The following is an 18,392-nucleotide window of genomic DNA, read 5'->3' as shown; positions in this document are numbered from 1 at the left end:
GAGTTGGACAAACAGGCAGAGCAGTTCAAGTTACCCGCCCGCCGAGAACGAAGTTACCCAAGGTGCATCAAAGCCAAACCACAGAAGTATGCGACGAGAAAACCTAGTAAAAACAATGCCAGTCAGGCTTAACTGACTGGCATTAGCCCCGAGGCTCCTCTTTTTCTGCGTGTTGCGGGCCCGTTTGGCTAGAACCAGAAGCCGATGATGAAGGAGCCCGCCAGGGTCAGCATGACGTTGGCCACCGCATAGGTGCCGGCATAGCCGAGCGCCGGGATGGAGCTGTTGGCCGCTTCGTTCACCACGTCCATGGCCGGGGCGCAGGTACGTGCGCCCGTGATGGCGCCGAGCAGCAGGGCTGGGTTCATTTTGAGCACCCAGACACCGAACAGGTAGCCTACCAGCACCGGCAAGGTGGTCACCAGCATGCCGGAGAAGAGCACCACCATCCCCACTTCGCTCAGGTGATCAAGGATGCCGCCCCCCGCCTTGAGGCCGGTACTCACCATGAAGACAGCGAGCCCGAGATCCTTGGCAAGGCGCAGGGCCCCCGGCGGCACATAGCCCACCGTGGGGTGGTTGGCCCGCAGGTAGCCCATCAGGATCCCCGCCAGCAGCAGGCCGACGGCATTGCCGAGGCCGAACTCTATCTGGCCGAACACCAGGGAGACGGAGCCGATGAGCAGCCCCAGCACGAAGAAGGTGGCAAAGGCCACCAGATCCGTGGTCTGGCTGTGGATGCTGATGAAGCCGATCTTGTTGGCCAGCAGCTTGACCCGCTGCTTCTCGCCGCTGATCTGCAGCACGTCACCCTTTTGCAGCATGATATTGCGATCGAACGGCATCTCGATCTGGGAGCGCACCACCCGGTTCAGGAAGCACCCCTTCTCGGTGAGGTTGAGCTCCACCAGGTGGCGACCCACCACGGCATCGTTCTTCACCACGATCTCTTCGGTGACGATCTGGAGGTCAAGCAGGTTGCGATCGAACACCTCTTTGCCGTTGCGGTAGTTGACGTCGAGCTTCTCGTGGCTCTCGGGGTAGCCCACCAGAGCTATCTCGTCCCCTTCCTGAATGACGGCATCACCGTCGGGGCTCGCCAGGATGCCGTTGCGGCGAATGCGCTCCACATAGCAGCCGGTGTGGGGATAGATGCCGGTCTCCCGCAGGGTACGCCCCCCGATCCAGGCGGCGAGCTCTGGGCCGACCCGATAGGCGCGGATGATGGGCAGATAGGTCTTGCGGCTCTCGCTGTCGGACAGCCCCCGCTCGCGCGCAATCTTCTGCGCTTCGGTATTGAGATCCAGCCTGGCCAGGGAGGGGAGGTAGCGCACCACCAGCATCAGCCCCACCAGCCCCACCAGGTAGGTCAGGGCGTAGCCGATGCCCATGTTGTCCAGCACCGACTGCATGTCGGTCTGGTGGGGCAGGTTGAGCAATCCGCTTCGCAGGGCGTCCTGCGCCCCCACCAGGGCCGGCGTGGAGGTGAGGGAACCTGCCAGAATGCCGGCGGCCATGCCGGGCCCCAGATTAAAGAACTTGGCGAGCCCCACGGTCAGCAGCAGGGCCGACAGCAGGATCACCAGGGTCAGGGTGATGTAGTGGATGCCGTCGCGAAGGAAGACGCTGAAAAAGTGCGGCCCCGCTTCAATTCCCACACAGAAGATGAACAGCATGAAGCCGACGTTTTCAGTGGAGGTGGAAAACTGGAATCCCATCTGGCCAAACAGCAGGGCGGTGAAGAGCACGCCTATGGTGTTGCCTATCTGGAAGTTGCCGATGCGTACCTTGCCCAGCAGCAGCCCGAAGGCTAGTACCACGAACAGCAGCAGGGAGTCGCTTTGATGTAGCAGTGTCACGAAATCTATGGTCATGCCCGGAAAAACCGAGGATAAAAGTGAGGCCGATATTGTGCCGGATCCTGTATCAAGAAAGAAGCGCCAAAGCGGATTAACAGCCAGTTAAGTGCTGGTCTCTTCGATGAAGATAGGGATGCGAGGGGGGGGCTGGGGAAAACACCTCTATTTTACGCTGCAAGGCCCGCTGTCAATGAGTGAAATATGCTGTTGAGCAGAGAGGGGATGACGCTCCTGTGGACAATTTATTACCTGCTGCATGGGGAGCAAACGGGCATGTTTTTCAGCATTTTCCACTGAGGAAATTGAAGGGTAACAAAAGAGACTCATGACTCATCCGGCGAGGGCTGACCCGCAGGACGCGGCATAGCGAAAAAAAATCCCCCACAGGCAGCACCGCGAGTCGATTCATCCCATTTAGGGGGGAAGGGAAAAACAGCAGAAAATGGGGAAGAGCGGGGGCAGCCATCGCAAACCGGGGACAATGGCTGCCAGCCCAGATGAACCGTGGCTTTGGTCAAGTTACCCACAGAAACTGTGGATAACCCTGTTTATGAAACTTGGCGATCAGGCTGAAAGCCGCGCCAATACTGGGCTGCAAGGACTGTTCAAAAAATACCTGCAATAAATTGTTTCTATAAAAATCAAATAGTTATACGCAGCAGAACAAAACGCTGCTGGTCAGTAACGGGAGATCAAAAGGGAGTCAGGCCGCAGGGGAGGGCTTGTGCATTAAAATTGGAAGAGGAAAGCACTAAAGTGGATAACTTGCACCGAGATGGTGAGGAATTGGCTCCCCCGACTGGACTTGAACCAGTGACATACGGATTAACAGTCCGCCGTTCTACCGACTGAACTACGGGGGAACATCAGGCAAGGAGGTGCATCATACAGAGGTCGTATTTCAGGGTCAATAGCCATCAGGGAGGGTGAGCGGATACCCAGCTCCTTCAACTCGGGGTACACTGCTCCCTTGCCGTTTTTTGCCGGGAGTCGTCATGAGCAAGTTATTCCAGTTGGCCAGCCAGTTTCAACCCGCCGGGGATCAGCCGAGGGCCATCGCCCAGCTGCTCGATGGCATCGAGTCGGGACTGGCCCACCAGACCCTGCTCGGGGTGACCGGTTCGGGCAAGACCTTTACCATGGCCAACGTCATCGCGACTCTTAATCGTCCCACCATGATCCTGGCCCCCAACAAGACCCTGGCGGCCCAGCTCTATGGGGAGATGAAGGAGTTCTTCCCCGACAACGCGGTGGAGTATTTCGTCTCTTATTACGATTACTACCAGCCCGAAGCCTATGTGCCGACCACGGACACCTTCATCGAGAAGGATGCCTCCATCAACGATCACATCGAGCAGATGCGGCTGTCAGCCACCAAGGCGCTGCTGGAGCGGCGCGACGTGGTGATCGTCGCCTCGGTATCGGCCATCTATGGTCTGGGGGATCCCCAGGCCTACCTCAGCATGATGCTGCACCTCAAAGTGGGGGACGTGATCAATCAGCGGGATATCCTGCGCCGCCTCGCCGAACTGCAGTACACCCGCAACGACATGGCCTTCCAGCGCGGCACCTTCCGGGTGCGGGGGGAGGTGATCGACATCTACCCCGCCGAATCGGACAAGCTGGCCCTGCGGGTGGAGCTGTTTGATGAAGAGGTAGAACGCCTCTCCCTGTTCGATCCCTTGACCGGCGCCATCGAGCAGACGGTGGTGCGTTACACCATCTACCCCAAGACCCACTACGCCACCCCGCGGGAGACCATTCTGGGTGCCATCGAGCACATCAAGGAGGAGCTCAAGGGGCGGCGCGAGCAGCTGATGAACCTCAACAAGCTGGTGGAGGAGCAGCGCATCAGCCAACGCACCCAGTTCGACATGGAGATGATGCAGGAGCTGGGTTACTGCTCCGGTATAGAGAACTACAGCCGCTACCTCTCCGGCCGCGCACCGGGTGAGCCGCCGCCCACCCTGTTTGACTACCTGCCGGGGGACGGCCTGCTCATCATCGACGAATCCCACGTCACGGTGCCGCAGATCGGCGCCATGTTCAAAGGGGACAGATCCCGCAAGGAGACCCTGGTGGAGTACGGCTTCCGCCTTCCCTCGGCGCTGGACAACCGGCCCCTCAAGTTCGACGAGTTCGAGGCGCTGATGCCCCAGACGGTGTTCGTCTCGGCGACCCCCGGCCCCTACGAGCTGGAGAAGTCAGGCGGTGACGTGGTGCAGCAGGTGGTGCGTCCCACCGGCCTGCTCGATCCTGAGGTGGAAGTGCGGCCGGTCAGCACCCAGGTGGACGATCTGCTCTCCGAGATCCGCAAGCGGGTGGCGGTGGAGGAGCGGGTGCTGGTCACGACACTGACCAAGCGGATGGCGGAGGACTTGACCGAATACCTGGCGGATCACGAGGTACGGGTGCGCTATCTGCACTCGGATATTGATACCGTGGAGCGGGTGGAAATCATCCGCGACCTGCGCCTTGGCAAGTTCGACGTCTTGGTGGGCATCAACCTGCTGCGCGAAGGACTCGACATGCCGGAAGTCTCCCTGGTGGCCATTCTGGATGCGGATAAAGAGGGCTTCCTGCGTTCCACCCGCTCCCTCATCCAGACCATCGGCCGGGCAGCGCGCAACCTCAACGGCAAGGTGATCCTTTACGGGGATACCATCACCAACTCCATGAAGGTTGCGATCGAAGAGACCGAGCGGCGCCGCGCCCTGCAACACGCCCACAACCTGGAACACGGCATCGTGCCGAAGGGGCTCAACAAGGCCATCGGCGATGTGATGGACATGGGGGGCAGCCGCACGGCGGGCAAGGCGGGCAAGGGGAGTCGCAAGGCTGCCGAACCGCAAGGGGAGTACCATGCCCGCTCTGCCAGCGAGATCAGCAAGGAGATCAAGCGGATGGAAGAGCAGATGTTCCAGCATGCGCGGGATCTGGAGTTCGAACAGGCGGCGGCGCTGCGGGATCAGATCCAGCGGCTGCGCGGCGAGCTGATCGAGTCATGAGCACCAGACGCTGGCTCATCTGGCGGCGTTTGCGCCGCCTCTATCAAGGCTTTCGCCACCCAGGCACGCCCTGGTGGGCGAAGGGGCTGGTGATCCTTATTCTGCTCTATGGCATCAGCCCGGTGGACGTTGTCCCCGATGTGGTGCCTCTCCTTGGCTGGCTCGACGACGCTACCTTGTTGCTGCTCCTCTTGTGGGGCTGGGAGAAATGCTTGCCCGGCGAGGTGCTGGCCGCTCTGGACAAGGCCGAGTGAGCAGAAGCCTACGTTCAGGGAGAGGGGAAAAGAAGGGGGGACTGAATGACTCCCTTCATGGGATTCGAAAAAGGGGACCATGGGGAGATTGTGAGCCAGGTCTCATTGGCGTAGACTCCACGCCGTTCACTTCATGGGTACCAAAAAATGGATCTGATCCTCTTTGCCATCGACTTTATTCTGCACGTTGACGTGCATCTGAAAGAGCTGTTCGAGAACTATGGCGTCTGGGTATACGCCATCCTGTTTCTCATCATCTTCTGTGAAACCGGGCTGGTGGTGACTCCCTTCCTGCCGGGGGACTCCCTGTTGTTTGCTGCAGGTGCCCTCACCGTGGGCAGCGTGTTGGACGTGCACACCCTAGCCGCCGTGCTGATCATCGCCGCGGTGCTCGGCAACGTGGTGAACTACACCATAGGCCACTTCTTCGGTGAGCAGCTGTTTCGCAACCCCGATTCCAAAATCTTTCGCCGGGACTATCTGGTCAAGACCCATGCCTTCTATGCCAAGCATGGCGGCAAGACCATCATCATCACCCGCTTCCTGCCCATAGTGCGCACCTTCGCCCCCTTCGTGGCGGGCATGGGGGCCATGACCTATCCCCGCTTCCTGGCGTTCAACCTGGTGGGGGGGCTCTTGTGGGTGCTCTCCTTCGTCTATGCCGGCCACTTCTTTGGCAATCTGCCGGTAGTGCGCCACAACTTTACCCTGCTCATCTTCGGCATCATCGCGGTCTCCTTGTTGCCCATGGTGATCGGCATGGTGAAGGCCAGGAGAAGTGCCAGCAAGGCTACCTCCGAAGGCGCGTGACATCGCCGTGCACGACATGAAAGAAGGGAGCCGATGGCTCCCTTCTTGTTGGTAGGCCGAGTGGCAGGTCGCTGCTGCGCCCTTTGACCCGCTTGTGGCCTGTTACGATGATGCACACCCGCAGGCAGCCACTTCATTGGCAGAACAGGGAGAAGGAGATCCGGCCCTCTGGGCATGGGGTCGTGAGGCGATAAAGAGGAAATAAAAAGGGAGCCATGGGCTCCCTTCTTAGGGTCGAGTGACGAACTAGTTGCAGCAGCGCCCTTTTATCAGGTTGCCAGCAGCCACGATGACGAACACCAGCAGATAGGCGGCAAAGATGACCACGAGCCACTGCGGCATGGAGAAACCGAGGAACTGCCAGCTGATCTCGCTGCAGTCGCCGTCCGGGTAGAACATCCAGGGAACCCACTTATCCAGTGGTGCCCAGGCAGGGAAGTCAACAAATCCCTCGCATACGTTGAAGGGGGAGGGGTTCATCTGGTAATCCACATGCTTGAGCGCCAGTTTCAGGCCCCAGAAGGCGCTGTAACCCCACAGGAGCATGGCACTCCAGCGCAGGTACCAGCGCTCTGGCGCGACCATGCCGAGGAGGCCGGCCGTGAGTACGCCGAGGAGGGCGATACGTTCATAAATGCACATCACGCAAGGGTGCAAACCCAACACGTGCTGGAAGAAGAGGGCGCAGAGTTCCAGCGCGAAAGCGGAGGCTGCCAGCAATCCCCAGGCCAGACGATGACTGGCAATGCGGCGAAGATACTCGATCATATGATTGATCTCTCAGAGAAAAATAGTGGCTGAATTAGAGCAGAGCCCCATCTGAAAAGAAAGGGGCCGAACAGCCCCTTTCATGATCAGTGTGTGGACGGGGTGGGCAGTGGCAGTGCCCCATGATCCAGCAACCACCCTGCCTGATAGAACCATTCGGTTGCAGGACCGAGGAGCAGTTCCACGGAGAAAAAGCCGACAAGCCCCAGCACCAGGGTATAGGGCAGCGCCATCCAGACCATACGGCCATAAGAGAGGCGCAGCAGGGGAGCGAGGGCCGAGGTGAGCATGAACAGGAATGCGGCCTGGCCATTGGGGGTGGCGACCGACGGCAGGTTGGTGCCCGTGTTGATGGCCACGGCCAGCAGATCAAAATGCTCCCGGTTGATGGCGCCGTTGATCAGGGCGGTCTTCACCTCGTTGATGTAGACGGTGCCGACGAAGACGTTGTCACTGACCATGGAGAGCAGACCGTTTGCTAGGTAGAAGAGGGCAAGCTGATCCTCCGGCTTGGCCGCCAGTACCCACTGGATCACCGGCTTGAACAGCTGTTGATCGATGATGACCGCCACCACGCTGAAAAAGACGGTGAGCAGGGCGGTGAATGGCAAAGCCTCCTGGAATGCCTTGCCAAGCGCGTGTTCTTCAGTCACGCCGGTGAACGCCGTCGCGAGCACGATGACCGTCAGGCCGATCAGCCCAACTGCAGCCAGATGGAGGGCAAGACCCGTGATAAGCCAGGTGGCAATCAGCGCCTGGACGATCAGCTTGGCCTTGTCCTGCGGGGTACGTTGTGCGTCTTCGTCGCGCTCGTAGGATTCCATGATGTGACGCACGGGCTCGGGCAAGCGGGCGCCATAACCGAACCAGCGGAATTTTTCGACCAGGATGCAGGTCAGCAGGCCGCAGATGAAGACCGGAATGGTGACTGGTGCCATGCGAATGGCAAATTCACCGAAGTGCCACCCGGCCTGTTCACCGATGATGAGGTTCTGGGGTTCGCCGACCAGGGTGCAGACGCCCCCCAGGGCGGTACCGATGGCGGCGTGCATCATCAGGCTGCGCAGGAAAGCACGAAACTCGTTCAGATGCTGGCGGGAGAGCTCGTCAATCTCTTCGTCATCATGATGCAGATTGCCGGACTCATCCCGGGAGGCCACCTTGTGGTAGATGGCGTAGAAGCCGGTGGCGACGCTGATGACCACGGCGATCACGGTCAGGGCATCAAGGAACGCGGAGAGGAAGGCAGACACCAGGCAGAAGGCGAGAGAAAGCAACGTTTTGGAGTGGATGCGCACCAGCATCTTGGTAAAGACGTAGAGCAGCAACTGCTTCATGAAGTAGATGCCGGCCACCATGAAGACCAGCAGCAAAAGCACTTCAATATTGGCCACCAGCTCATGTTTTATCTGGTTGGCGGAGGTCATGCCGATGAGCACGGCTTCGATGGCCAGGAGTCCGCCCGGTTGCAGCGGATAGCACTTGAGGGCCATGGCCAGGGTGAAAATGAACTCGACAACCAGCAGCCAGCCGGCCAGGAAGGGATCAACGTAGAAAATGATCGGGTTGATCAGCAGGAATAGAACGATGGCAATTTTGTACCATCGCGGAGCATTGCCCAAAAAGTTCTTTGTAAACGCGCGCCCTAGGCTGATTGGCATAATGATGGTTCTCTGTTCTGTTGTTGATATCTGCGTCTATGCAGTCGAGCCCGACCCGAGCCGAACATCCGGATATTCACCTGTATCAGATTGATTGCACATGATTTTAATCAAGGGAGCGATAACTATAAATAAGGTCGCTGAACTTGCCCAGCGAGCAAACGCTTATATTCCCATCATTTGGTGTTGGTTGACTCCCCACTTGTTGCTGTATACATATTTTTAACAAAAAGATCGGGGTAATGTGAGCAGAGGACCGACCTTCTGCTTGCCAGCATGACCGGCTTTGCTATTATTCGGGGGCCTTTTTACGCACTACAACAGAGTCATTACATGGTCATTAAAGCGCAAAGCCCTGCCGGGTTTGCCGAGGAATACATCATCGAGTCCATCTGGAACAATCGCTTTCCTCCTGGATCCATTCTGCCGGCGGAGCGCGAGCTGTCCGAATTGATCGGCGTGACTCGCACTACCTTGCGTGAAGTGTTGCAGCGCCTTGCCCGTGATGGCTGGCTCACCATCCAGCATGGCAAACCGACCAAGGTCAACAATTTCTGGGAAACCTCCGGTCTCAACATTCTGGAGACACTGGCACGTCTCGATCAGGACAAGGTGCCGGATCTGGTGGCACAGCTGCTCTCCGCCCGGACCAACATCTGCACCATCTTCATCCGTGGCGCCATTCGCAACAACCCGGAACAGGCCGCCGAGATCTTGCGGGGTGCCGATGATGTGGAGAACACGGCCGAGGCCTATGCGGACTTCGACTACCGTTTGCATCACCAGCTTTCATTTGCCTCGGGCAACCCCATCTATGCCTTGATTCTCAACGGTTTCAAGGGCTTGTACAGCCGGGTTGGCCGCTACTACTTCTCGGACAAACAGGCGCGGGAAACCGCAGATGCCTACTACAAGACGCTGCGCAAGCTGGCCGAAACCAAGGATCACGAAGCCGTGTTCATGACGGTACGCCAGTACGGCATCGAGTCTGGCAAGCTTTGGACCCGTCTGCGTCAGGACATGCCAAGCAACCTGTGTGACAACTGATTGCCCTGATCCAAGAAAAACGCGCCTGATGGCGCGTTTTTTTATGCCCGGCACTGACGTCAGGTCATGCTCTTGCGGTCCGGACAACGGCCGATGATATCTGCGGATAGCTCGCCATTGTCCTGCTCCAGCACCACATCGAAGCCCCACAGCTGATGCAGATGCTTGAGCACCTCGTGGCGTGACTCGCCAAGGGGGATGCGGTTGTGGGGAACATAGCGCAGGGTCAGGGAGCGATCACCTTTCACTGCCACGTTGTAGACCTGAATGTTGGGCTCCAGGTTGCTCAGGTTGTATTGAGCGGACAGGGTGCTACGCACCAGTCGGTAGCCCTCTTCATTGTGAATGGCGGACACCTTGAGGTAGTTCTTCAGATCGTCGTCATCGATGGCAAAGAGCTTCATGTCGCGCATCACCTTGGGACTGAGGAACTGGCTGATGAAGCTTTCGTCCTTGAAGTTCTGCATGGCGAAATGCAATGTCTCGACCCAGTTGGTGCCAGCGTAATCGGGGAACCAGTATCTGTCCTCCTCGGTCGGGTGTTCGCAGATGCGACGCAGGTCCGTGAACATGGCAAAGCCAAGGGCGTAGGGGTTGATCCCCGAGTAATACCGGCTGTTGTAGGGGGGCTGATAGACCACGTTGGTGTGGCTGTGCAGTACCTCCAGCATGAAGCGATCGCTGATTTTTCCCTCGTCATAGAGGTGGTTGAGAATGGTGTAGTGCCAGAAGGTGGCCCAGCCCTCGTTCATCACCTGCGTCTGCTTCTGCGGGTAGAAGTACTGACTGATCTTGCGCACGATACGCACCACCTCGCGCTGCCAGGGCTCGAGCAGGGGGGCATTCTTTTCGATGAAATAGAGGATGTTCTCCTGAGGCTCGGCAGGATAGCGCCTGTCTTCCACCCCGGCAATCTTGTGCTGCTTGGGCAGGGTACGCCACAGCTCATTGACCTGGGTTTGCAGATAATCTTCCCGCGCCTTCTGGCGCCGTTTCTCCTCGGCCAGAGAAATCTTCTGGGGCCGCTTGTAACGATCCACCCCGAAGTTCATCAGGGCATGGCAGGAGTCAAGCAGTTTCTCCACCGCATCGATGCCGTGTTTTTCCTCGCACTCGGTGATGTAGTTCTTGGCAAACAACAGGTAGTCGATGATGGAGGAGGCATCGGTCCAGGCCTTGAACAGATAGTTGTTCTTGAAGAAGGAGTTGTGACCATAGCAGGCGTGGGCCATGACCAGCGCCTGCATCGGCATGGTGTTCTCTTCCATCAGATAGGCGATGCAGGGGTCCGAGTTGATGACGATCTCGTAGGCCAGTCCCATTTGGCCGCGCTTGTAGTTGCGCTCGGTGTGGATAAAGCGCTTGCCGAATGACCAGTGTTGATAACCGATGGGCATGCCGACACTGGAGTAGGCATCCATCATCTGCTCTGCAGTGATCACCTCGATCTGGTTGGGATAGGTGTCGAGCCGATAGAATTTGGCGACCCGGGCTATCTCCTGGTGATAAAGCTCCAGCAGATCGAAGTTCCAGTCAGGACCATCGTCCAGCGGCGCTATCTTTCTTGCGGTTTCTACCATATGTGATCCCTCAAGCCGCTTGCTTCTTGAACAATTCCCGGAACACCGGATAAATGTCCTCGACCTTGCGAATGTGCTCCATGGCGAAGTGGGCGTATTGCTCTGCCACCGCCTCATATTCGTGCCACAGGGTCTGGTGGGCGCGGGTAGTGATCTCGATGTAGGAGTAGTAACGCACCCGCGGCATGATGTCGCGCATCAGGATCTCCCTGCACTGGGGTGAGTCATCGGCCCAGTTGTCACCATCAGAGGCCTGCGCCGCATAGATGTTCCACTGGTTGGCGGGATAACGTTCGTTGATGATGTCGTTCATCATCTTGAGCGCACTGGAGACGATGGTGCCGCCGGTCTCCTGGGAGTAGAAGAACTCGTGCTCGTCCACCTCCTTGGCCTGGGTGTGGTGGCGGATGTAGACCACCTCGACATTCTTGTAAGTCCGGCTCAGGAATAGATAAAGCAGGATATAGAAACGCTTGGCCATCTCCTTGGTAGCCTGATCCATGGAACCGGAGACGTCCATCAGGCAGAACATCACCGCCTGGCTCGAGGGGACGGGCCGTTTGACAAAGTTGTTGAATTTGAGGTCGAAGGTGTCGATAAAGGGGACCGCATCGATGCGTCGTTTCAGCTCCCTGATCTCTTTTTCAAGTTGCGCCATTTCGGCGAAATGGTCGTTGGGCTCGCAAGCCAGCTGGGCCAGGCGCTCCTCCAGTTCACACAACTGACGTTTCTTGCCTGCCTGCAGCGCCATGCGCCGCGCCAGCGAATTTTGCAGGGAGCGCACCACGTTGATGTTGGCAGGCACCCCGTTGGAGGTGTAGCCGGCCCGATAGGTCTTCATCTCCATCAGCTGGTTGAGCTGGGTCTTTTGCAGCCGCGGCAGCTCCAGATCCTCGAACAGCAAGTCCAGGTACTCGTCCTTGGAGATCTGGAAGACGAAATCATCGACTCCCTCTCCTTGATCCGAAGCCTGGCCCTCGCCACTCCCTTGGCCGCCGCCACCCCCTTTGGGCCGGTCAATCTTGTCACCAGATACGAACTGGTCGTTGCCTGGATGCACCATCTCCCGTTTGCCGCCATGACCCTGATGAAAATGGGGTTCCCCGATGTCCTTGGTCGGGATGCTGATGCTCTCACCCTTGTCCACGTCCTGAATGCTGCGCTTGGAGACAGCATCCGAGACCGCTTGTTTTATCTGCTTCTTGTAGCGGCGGATGAAGCGCTGCCGATTGACAGCGCTTTTGTTTTTGCCGTTGAGCCTGCGGTCGATAAAATGCGCCATAACTCCCCCTTGAACACGGCAGGGTCAGGATGACTTGCGTACCCTGAGATACCACTCGGAGAGCAGCCGCACCTGTTTACGTGTGTAGCCTTTCTCCATCATCCGTTCGACAAAGTTATCGTGCTTCTTCTGCTCCTCAGCCGAGGTTTTGCTGTTGAAGGAGATAACCGGCAGCAGCTCTTCCGTGTTGGAGAACATCTTCTTCTCGATCACGGTGCGCAGCTTCTCGTAACTGGTCCAGTTGGGGTTACGGCCTGCATTGTTGGCCCGGGCACGCAGCACGAAGTTGACGATTTCGTTGCGGAAATCTTTCGGGTTGCTGATCCCGGCAGGTTTTTCAATTTTCTCCAGCTCGCTGTTGAGAGACGCTCTGTCAAACAGCTGGCCGGTTTCTGGGTCACGATACTCCTGATCCTGGATCCAGAAGTCGGCGTAGGTGACGTAGCGATCGAAGATGTTCTGACCGTACTCTGAATACGACTCGAGGTAGGCGGTCTGGATCTCCTTGCCGATGAACTCGACGTAGCGCGGAGTCAGGTAACCCTTGATGAACTCCAGATAGCGATCGTGCAGCTCTTGCGGGAACTGCTCGCGCTCTATCTGCTGCTCCAGCACATAGAAGAGGTGCACCGGGTTGGCTGCCACTTCCGCGTGGTCGAAGTTGAAGACACGGGAGAGGATCTTGAACGCGAAACGGGTGGAAAGGCCGTTCATGCCCTCGTCAACCCCCGCATAATCCCGGTACTCCTGATAGCTTTTCGCTTTGGGATCCGTGTCTTTGAGACTCTCGCCGTCATAGACTCGCATCTTGGAATAGAGGCTGGAGTTTTCCGGCTCCTTGAGCCGCGACAGCACCGAGAACTGGCCCAGCAACTCCAGAGTACCCGGTGCGCATTTGGCCTCGGTCAGCTCGCTGTTGAACAGCAGTTTTTCATAGATCTTCACCTCTTCCGAGACGCGCAGGCAGTAGGGCACCTTGACGATGTAAACACGGTCGAGGAAGGCTTCGTTGTTCTTGTTGTTGCGGAACTGCTGCCACTCGGATTCGTTGGAGTGGGCCAGCAGGATGCCGTCGAAGGGGAGGGCGGAGAGCCCTTCGGTACCGTTGTAGTTCCCCTCTTGCGTCGCCGTCAGCAGCGGGTGCAGCACCTTGATGGGGGCCTTGAACATCTCGACGAACTCCATCATCCCCTGGTTTGCCTTGCATAGCGCACCGGAGTAGGAGTAAGCATCGGCATCATCCTGGGCGAAGTGTTCCAGCATGCGGATATCGACCTTGCCGACCAAGGAGGAGATGTCCTGGTTGTTGTCGTCCCCCGGTTCGGTTTTGGCGATGGCGATCTGATCGAGGATGGAGGGGTTCACCTTCTCCACCTTGAACTTGGTGATGTCGCCGCCAAACTCGTGAAGGCGCTTGGCGACCCAGGGAGACATGATGGGGCGCAGATAACGGCGAGGGATGCCGTACTCCTTCTCGAGGATTTCGCCATCTTCGTCGATGTCAAACAGGCAGAAGGGGTGATCATTCACTGGTGAGCCCTTGATGCGATAGATGGGCACTTTTTGCATCAGGGATTTGAGTTTCTCTGCCAGCGAGGATTTACCGCCGCCAACCGGTCCGAGCAGATAGAGGATCTGTTTCTTCTCTTCCAGACCCTGAGCGGAATGTTTGAGATAGGAGACAATCTGTTCGATGGCTTCTTCCATGCCATAGAAGTCTTTGAAAGCGGGATAACGCGCGACGACGCGGTTGGAAAAGAGACGGCTGAGACGTGGATTGGTCGAGGTGTCGATCATTTCCGGCTCGCCGATGGCGGTCAGCAGACGTTCGGCGGCAGAGGCGTAGCAGGATTTGTCCTGTTTGCACATATCCAGAAACTCCTGGATGCTGTACTCCTCCTCTCTGGCCTTCTCATACCGCTGTTGATAGTGCTCGAAGATGCCCATAACTTAGCCCTCGTTATAGTCGCTTGCCCTGAAAAAGAGTGGATCACTACTTTTGTTCTGTTTACCTCTTAAGCCTAGTCAACAGCCCCCAGTAATCCATCGCCATCATTGGTTTAAGTTTGTGCGGGAGCTTCCCGATCCTCGTGCGGGAAGAAGCAGTAAGTGACATACCTATGTTACTGACTGTTAAATTATTTTTGCCACGACAGTGATGCAAATGTCAAAGACATAAAAAATAAATCTTTGTGTGCCAGAGGGAGAAAATGGTGACGCTCTGTTTTGTCAGGGGGCGGTGCCAGCAAGGGCAAGGGCGGCAGGGAATAGAGGGTAAAAAGACGTGTCGCTTACGTCAACGTAATGTTACTTGCTTGGTGCTTTTGCTCTAATTTTTACATTGACGCTACATTCTGGCTGCTCTAGATTGGTCCTGTGTCGAGCAGTCATCGCTTTAGCAAGAGAGTGGGTGATTGTGCAGATACTAAGCTCTGTTTAAGCACGTTTCCGTTGGCTTGACCCTCGCATCCGCGAGGGTCTTATTTTTTCAGCGCCTGAACGGCGCCAAACCTGCAAGCTCAGGATTCGGCGGGATAGAGGGCTGACACCACCGCCAGCACCTCGGCGAAGGGATGGTTCGCCAACTGGCCAAAACCGGCCAGATCCCTGGCCTTTAGACGGGTGGTCAGCGGGGTGGCGATGCCACACAGGAAACGGGTCAGGATCCTGGGATGGCGCTGATGGCACAGGGCGATCAGCGGATCGCACCAGGCGCGCAAACCGTGCTCGTTGGGCAAGCCCGGTGATGGCAACGGCGGCAACACGGCGATCTCTCCCCGGCAGACGGAACAGTGCCCGCAGCGCTCGGGGGCGGCGTCGTCGGCAAAATAGCGGGCAAGCTCATGGCTGAGGCAGGTGGTCGAGGTGAAAAAGGCCAGCAGTGCCTGAAGGCGGGCCAGCTCGCTCTGCTCTTTCTTTTCAAACAATCCATGCAGCTCTTCGGCCAGGGTCACGGTATCGATTTGCTGGCTCAGCACCCGATAGAGCTCGGTCATCTGCTTGCTTTCAAGCTCGATCCAACCCTGCTGCTGCAGGTAGTCCAGCGCCGCCGCGGCGCGCTGGCGTTCTCCCTGATATCCCTGCCACAGCGCCTCGAAGTCAATGGTGCACCAGGTGCGCGCCTGGGGGGCGCAGGCAAAGACCTGCTCCAGGAACTGGCGGCGTTCGGAATTGAAACGAGCGAGGATCGCCTGTTTTTCCAGTACGAACCTGAAACGGTACTCGGCAAAGTAGCTGTAGGCCGGTGCAATGACCCCCGCCATCTCCAGATAGACCAGCAGGGTCTTGAGGGGCAGTTGGCGAATGTTGGTCTCGTTGGAGAGGCGCAGCAGGCTGAATTCCCACTCGGCGCCGCTCTGGCGCACGATATCGAGCAAGTGCGCGATGGCGTCCCTGTCCGGCGTATCCCCATAGACGAAGTTTTCCAGTACCGGCAACTGGGCGCGGCTCGCCAGCACGGTGCAGCGGGAGGGAAGCCCGTCACGTCCGGCGCGGCCTATCTCCTGGCTGTAGTTCTCGATGGACTTGGGCAGGTCGTAGTGAATGACCCGGCGAATGTCGGCCTTGTCGATGCCCATGCCAAAGGCGATGGTGGCCACGATGCAGTCGAGTCTGCCAGCCATGAAGTCATGCTGGATCTGGCTGCGCAGGGCGGGATCGAGCCCCGCATGGTAGGCGCATGCCCGGATGCCGCTGGCCTGTAGCTGCGCGGCGCACTGCTCTGCGCTGTGTTGCAGAGTCACGTAGACGATGGTGGGGGCGGCCGGATTCCGGTGCAGCTCCTCGCGCAGCCATGTATCGCGGGCACTGCCGGCCAGCGGGAGGACGGCCAGATCCAGATTGGGTCTGTAGAAACCGGTGACCACCAGATCGTCCCGGTCGATGGCAAATTTTGCCTGCATGTCCGCCATGACGGCCGGGGTGGCGGTGGCGGTCAGCAACAGCACCTGGGGAATGGCCAGTTCACGGCGATGATCCGGCAGCTTGAGGTAGTCGGGGCGAAAGTTGTGGCCCCACTCCGAGATGCAGTGGGCCTCGTCCACCACCAGCAGTGACAGGGGGATGTGGGCGATGAAGCGGCGAAAGCGCTCATTTTTGAGGCGCTCCACCGAAATCATCAGGATCTTGAGCTTGCCATCGCTGGCCTGCTGCATCACGCGCCGGCTCTCTTCCGCTGTCTGGCTGGAGTCCAGAGTGGCGGCGGCGATCCCCTTGCTGCGCAAAAAGGCGAGCTGATCGTGCATCAGGGCCAGCAGGGGAGAGATGACCAGGGTCAGGTGGGGCAGTGCGAGGGCGGGCAATTGATAACAGAGGGATTTCCCCGCGCCAGTCGGGAAGATGGCTGCGGCGCTCTTGCCGGCCAGCAGACGACTGATCACCGCTTCCTGCCCGGGCCGCAAGCGATCAAAGCCGAAGTGTCGGGTCAATAAAGAGGTGATCATGGCAAGGCTCCCTGAAAAAGGGCGTCATCATATCACTTCTGGCCCAGTGGTGGCCGATGATCGGACTGGTTTGGTGACATTTTGACCGTGGTTGATATTGTGTTATCACATTGTTGTAGATTTTTTGTGAGGTAACCCTGATATTTTTCAGTGATTATGTGGAAAAAAACCATGGCAGATGGGATATTCTTGTCCGCAACCCCACGCGAACGGGACAGATCCACCAGAAGAGCTGCCCACGGCGTCACCGTCAACGGACCGGTGCCAATGCGCGGGGCTGGTTGCCAACAGGACTAATGATTCACGCACCATGAGTGCACAGGGACTACTTGATGACACAACAACACCCCCTCATTCGACTGGTCAACAGCACCAGTCTGGTTAGCCAGATCCTAGTCGGTCTGGTATTCGGTATCCTTCTTGCGATGTTCATGCCCGAGTGGGCCAAGGCGGCGGGTCTGCTCGGCAGCCTGTTCGTCGGCGCCCTGAAGGCCGTGGCGCCGCTGCTGGTCTTCGTGCTGGTGATGTCGGCGATCATCGGCCACAAGCAGGGTCAGAAGACCAACATGAAACCGATCCTGCTGCTCTATGTGCTGGGTACCTTCCTGGCGGCTGCCGTGGCAGTGGTGGCGAGCTTCCTCTTCCCCTCCAACCTGCATCTGGTGGCAGGCGCTACCGAGATCACGCCGCCGGGGGGCATCACGGAAGTGCTGCAGACCCTGCTGTTCAACGTGGTGACCAACCCGGTGAAAGCACTGCTGGAAGCCAACTATATCGGCATCCTGGCCTGGGCCATCGGCCTTGGTATCGCCATGCGTCACGCCAATGAGAGCACCAAATCACTGATTTCCGATGTGTCCCACGGGGTTTCCGCCATCGTCAAGGCCGTGATCCGTTGCGCTCCACTCGGCATCCTGGGCCTGGTTGCCTCCACCCTGGCTGAAACCGGCTTCGATGCGCTGTTTGGCTATGCCCAGCTGCTGGTGGTACTGATCGGCTGCATGCTGTTCATCGCCTTCGTGGTCAATCCGCTCATCGTCTTCTGGAAGATCAAGCGCAACCCCTATCCCCTGGTGCTGACCTGCCTGAAAGAGAGCGGTGTGACCGCCTTCTTCACCCGCAGCTCCGCCGCCAACATTCCGGTCAACATGGCCCTGGCCGAGAGGCTGCGCCTGCCGGAAGACACCTATGCGGTCTCCATCCCGCTGGGGGCCACCATCAACATGGCCGGCGCCGCCATCACCATTACCGTGCTCTCCATGGCGGCGGTGCATACCCTGGGGATGGAAGTGGACATGGCAACCGCCATTCTGCTCTCCGTCGTCGCCACCATCAGTGCCTGTGGCGCTTCCGGTGTGGCGGGCGGCTCCCTGCTGCTGATCCCGCTGGCGTGCAGCCTGTTCGGTATCAGCAACGACATCGCCATGCAGGTGGTGGCCGTTGGCTTCATCATCGGGGTGTTGCAGGATTCCGCCGAAACGGCCCTCAACAGCTCCACCGACGTGCTGTTCACTGCGGCCGCCTGCATGGCCGAGGATGAGAGCCTGCTGGATGCCGCCCCGGTCCCCAGCCGCGAAGCTTGATCCCCTCAGACTTTCCGCTCTGCACAGGCGCCCTCTTCGGAGGGCGCTTTTTATTTGCGCGCGCGTCAGGCGCCCTGCACCTTCTCGCCGTGTCATGG

The 18,392-nt window shown here is 58.3% G+C and carries 12 protein-coding genes and 1 tRNA gene; 5 read left to right on the top strand and 8 right to left on the bottom strand.

Annotation, left to right across the window (positions count from 1 at the left end):
• Nucleotides 1–188: 188 nt before the first annotated feature.
• Together J9889_RS07025 and J9889_RS07020 are read right to left on the bottom strand one after the other, a co-directional pair.
• On the bottom strand, nt 189–1,874 hold the full coding sequence (locus tag J9889_RS07025; RefSeq protein ID WP_029314601.1) for an aspartate:alanine antiporter: 1,686 nt from the start codon (nt 1,872–1,874) through the stop codon (nt 189–191).
• A 772-nt stretch (nt 1,875–2,646) separates the two neighbouring features.
• Nucleotides 2,647–2,722: transfer RNA gene (locus tag J9889_RS07020), tRNA-Asn, on the bottom strand.
• Between the two features lie 132 nt (nt 2,723–2,854).
• On the opposite strand from J9889_RS07020, the gene uvrB reads away from it, so the two are divergent.
• The 3 genes from uvrB (at nt 2,855) to J9889_RS07005 (ending at nt 5,931) form a co-directional block, all read left to right on the top strand.
• A complete protein-coding gene (gene uvrB / locus J9889_RS07015) occupies nt 2,855–4,867 on the top strand; it encodes an excinuclease ABC subunit UvrB (RefSeq protein WP_052814371.1) in 2,013 nt (670 codons plus the stop codon).
• Nucleotides 4,864–5,121, top strand: a complete 258-nt coding sequence (locus J9889_RS07010; RefSeq protein ID WP_041215068.1) for a DUF1232 domain-containing protein — start codon at nt 4,864–4,866, stop codon at nt 5,119–5,121. The genes uvrB and J9889_RS07010 overlap by 4 nt, the downstream gene beginning before the upstream one ends.
• A gap of 147 nt (nt 5,122–5,268) precedes the next feature.
• On the top strand, nt 5,269–5,931 hold the full coding sequence (locus J9889_RS07005; protein ID WP_010674909.1) for a DedA family protein: 663 nt from the start codon (nt 5,269–5,271) through the stop codon (nt 5,929–5,931).
• 246 nt (nt 5,932–6,177) lie between these two features.
• Here J9889_RS07005 and dsbB read toward each other — a convergent pair whose 3' ends face one another.
• Together dsbB and nhaB are read right to left on the bottom strand one after the other, a co-directional pair.
• A complete protein-coding gene (gene dsbB / locus J9889_RS07000; RefSeq protein ID WP_010674908.1) occupies nt 6,178–6,699 on the bottom strand; it encodes a disulfide bond formation protein DsbB in 522 nt (173 codons plus the stop codon).
• 86 nt (nt 6,700–6,785) lie between these two features.
• On the bottom strand, nt 6,786–8,360 hold the full coding sequence (gene nhaB / locus J9889_RS06995; RefSeq protein WP_111897076.1) for a Na(+)/H(+) antiporter NhaB: 1,575 nt from the start codon (nt 8,358–8,360) through the stop codon (nt 6,786–6,788).
• 333 nt (nt 8,361–8,693) lie between these two features.
• Here nhaB and fadR point away from each other — a divergent pair, with 333 nt between their 5' ends.
• Complete coding sequence (gene fadR / locus J9889_RS06990; RefSeq protein WP_010674906.1) at nt 8,694–9,407, top strand: fatty acid metabolism transcriptional regulator FadR; 714 nt, start codon at nt 8,694–8,696, stop codon at nt 9,405–9,407.
• A 59-nt stretch (nt 9,408–9,466) separates the two neighbouring features.
• Here the strand turns inward: fadR and J9889_RS06985 are convergent, their stop codons facing one another.
• The 4 genes from J9889_RS06985 to J9889_RS06970 form a co-directional block, all read right to left on the bottom strand.
• Nucleotides 9,467–10,987 (bottom strand): SpoVR family protein, encoded by a 1,521-nt coding sequence (locus J9889_RS06985; protein WP_039040868.1) that lies wholly within the window; start codon nt 10,985–10,987, stop codon nt 9,467–9,469.
• A gap of 10 nt (nt 10,988–10,997) precedes the next feature.
• The gene (locus J9889_RS06980; RefSeq protein WP_052815757.1) at nt 10,998–12,269 is read right to left on the bottom strand and encodes a YeaH/YhbH family protein; all 1,272 of its coding nucleotides are present in this window, start codon (nt 12,267–12,269) and stop codon (nt 10,998–11,000) included.
• A gap of 24 nt (nt 12,270–12,293) precedes the next feature.
• On the bottom strand, nt 12,294–14,216 hold the full coding sequence (locus tag J9889_RS06975) for a PrkA family serine protein kinase (protein ID WP_010674903.1): 1,923 nt from the start codon (nt 14,214–14,216) through the stop codon (nt 12,294–12,296).
• 572 nt (nt 14,217–14,788) lie between these two features.
• Nucleotides 14,789–16,711, bottom strand: coding sequence for a RecQ family ATP-dependent DNA helicase (locus J9889_RS06970; RefSeq protein ID WP_052815758.1), 1,923 nt, complete (start codon nt 16,709–16,711; stop codon nt 14,789–14,791).
• Between the two features lie 332 nt (nt 16,712–17,043).
• On the opposite strand from J9889_RS06970, the gene sstT reads away from it, so the two are divergent.
• A complete protein-coding gene (sstT, locus tag J9889_RS06965) occupies nt 17,044–18,294 on the top strand; it encodes a serine/threonine transporter SstT (RefSeq protein WP_010674901.1) in 1,251 nt (416 codons plus the stop codon).
• Nucleotides 18,295–18,392 lie beyond the last annotated feature (98 nt).

The sequence above is a fragment of the Aeromonas sp. PrichA-15 genome, from assembly GCF_017939245.1.
Classification (GTDB): Bacteria; Pseudomonadota; Gammaproteobacteria; order Enterobacterales; family Aeromonadaceae; genus Aeromonas; species Aeromonas caviae.
The sequence above is the reverse complement of the archived record's forward strand: the minus strand, read 5'-3'. Positions and strand labels throughout refer to the sequence as shown.

What these genes read in the sequence shown, in the direction of transcription:
- J9889_RS07025 (WP_029314601.1), bottom strand. Translation starts at nt 1,874, where the DNA reads ATGACCATAGATTTCGTGACACTGCTACATCAAAGCGACTCCCTGCTG.
- uvrB (WP_052814371.1), top strand. Translation starts at nt 2,855, where the DNA reads ATGAGCAAGTTATTCCAGTTGGCCAGCCAGTTTCAACCCGCCGGGGAT.
- J9889_RS07010 (WP_041215068.1), top strand. Translation starts at nt 4,864, where the DNA reads ATGAGCACCAGACGCTGGCTCATCTGGCGGCGTTTGCGCCGCCTCTAT.
- J9889_RS07005 (WP_010674909.1), top strand. Translation starts at nt 5,269, where the DNA reads ATGGATCTGATCCTCTTTGCCATCGACTTTATTCTGCACGTTGACGTG.
- dsbB (WP_010674908.1), bottom strand. Translation starts at nt 6,699, where the DNA reads ATGATCGAGTATCTTCGCCGCATTGCCAGTCATCGTCTGGCCTGGGGA.
- nhaB (WP_111897076.1), bottom strand. Translation starts at nt 8,360, where the DNA reads ATGCCAATCAGCCTAGGGCGCGCGTTTACAAAGAACTTTTTGGGCAAT.
- fadR (WP_010674906.1), top strand. Translation starts at nt 8,694, where the DNA reads ATGGTCATTAAAGCGCAAAGCCCTGCCGGGTTTGCCGAGGAATACATC.
- J9889_RS06985 (WP_039040868.1), bottom strand. Translation starts at nt 10,987, where the DNA reads ATGGTAGAAACCGCAAGAAAGATAGCGCCGCTGGACGATGGTCCTGAC.
- J9889_RS06980 (WP_052815757.1), bottom strand. Translation starts at nt 12,269, where the DNA reads ATGGCGCATTTTATCGACCGCAGGCTCAACGGCAAAAACAAAAGCGCT.
- J9889_RS06975 (WP_010674903.1), bottom strand. Translation starts at nt 14,216, where the DNA reads ATGGGCATCTTCGAGCACTATCAACAGCGGTATGAGAAGGCCAGAGAG.
- J9889_RS06970 (WP_052815758.1), bottom strand. Translation starts at nt 16,711, where the DNA reads ATGATCACCTCTTTATTGACCCGACACTTCGGCTTTGATCGCTTGCGG.
- sstT (WP_010674901.1), top strand. Translation starts at nt 17,044, where the DNA reads ATGACACAACAACACCCCCTCATTCGACTGGTCAACAGCACCAGTCTG.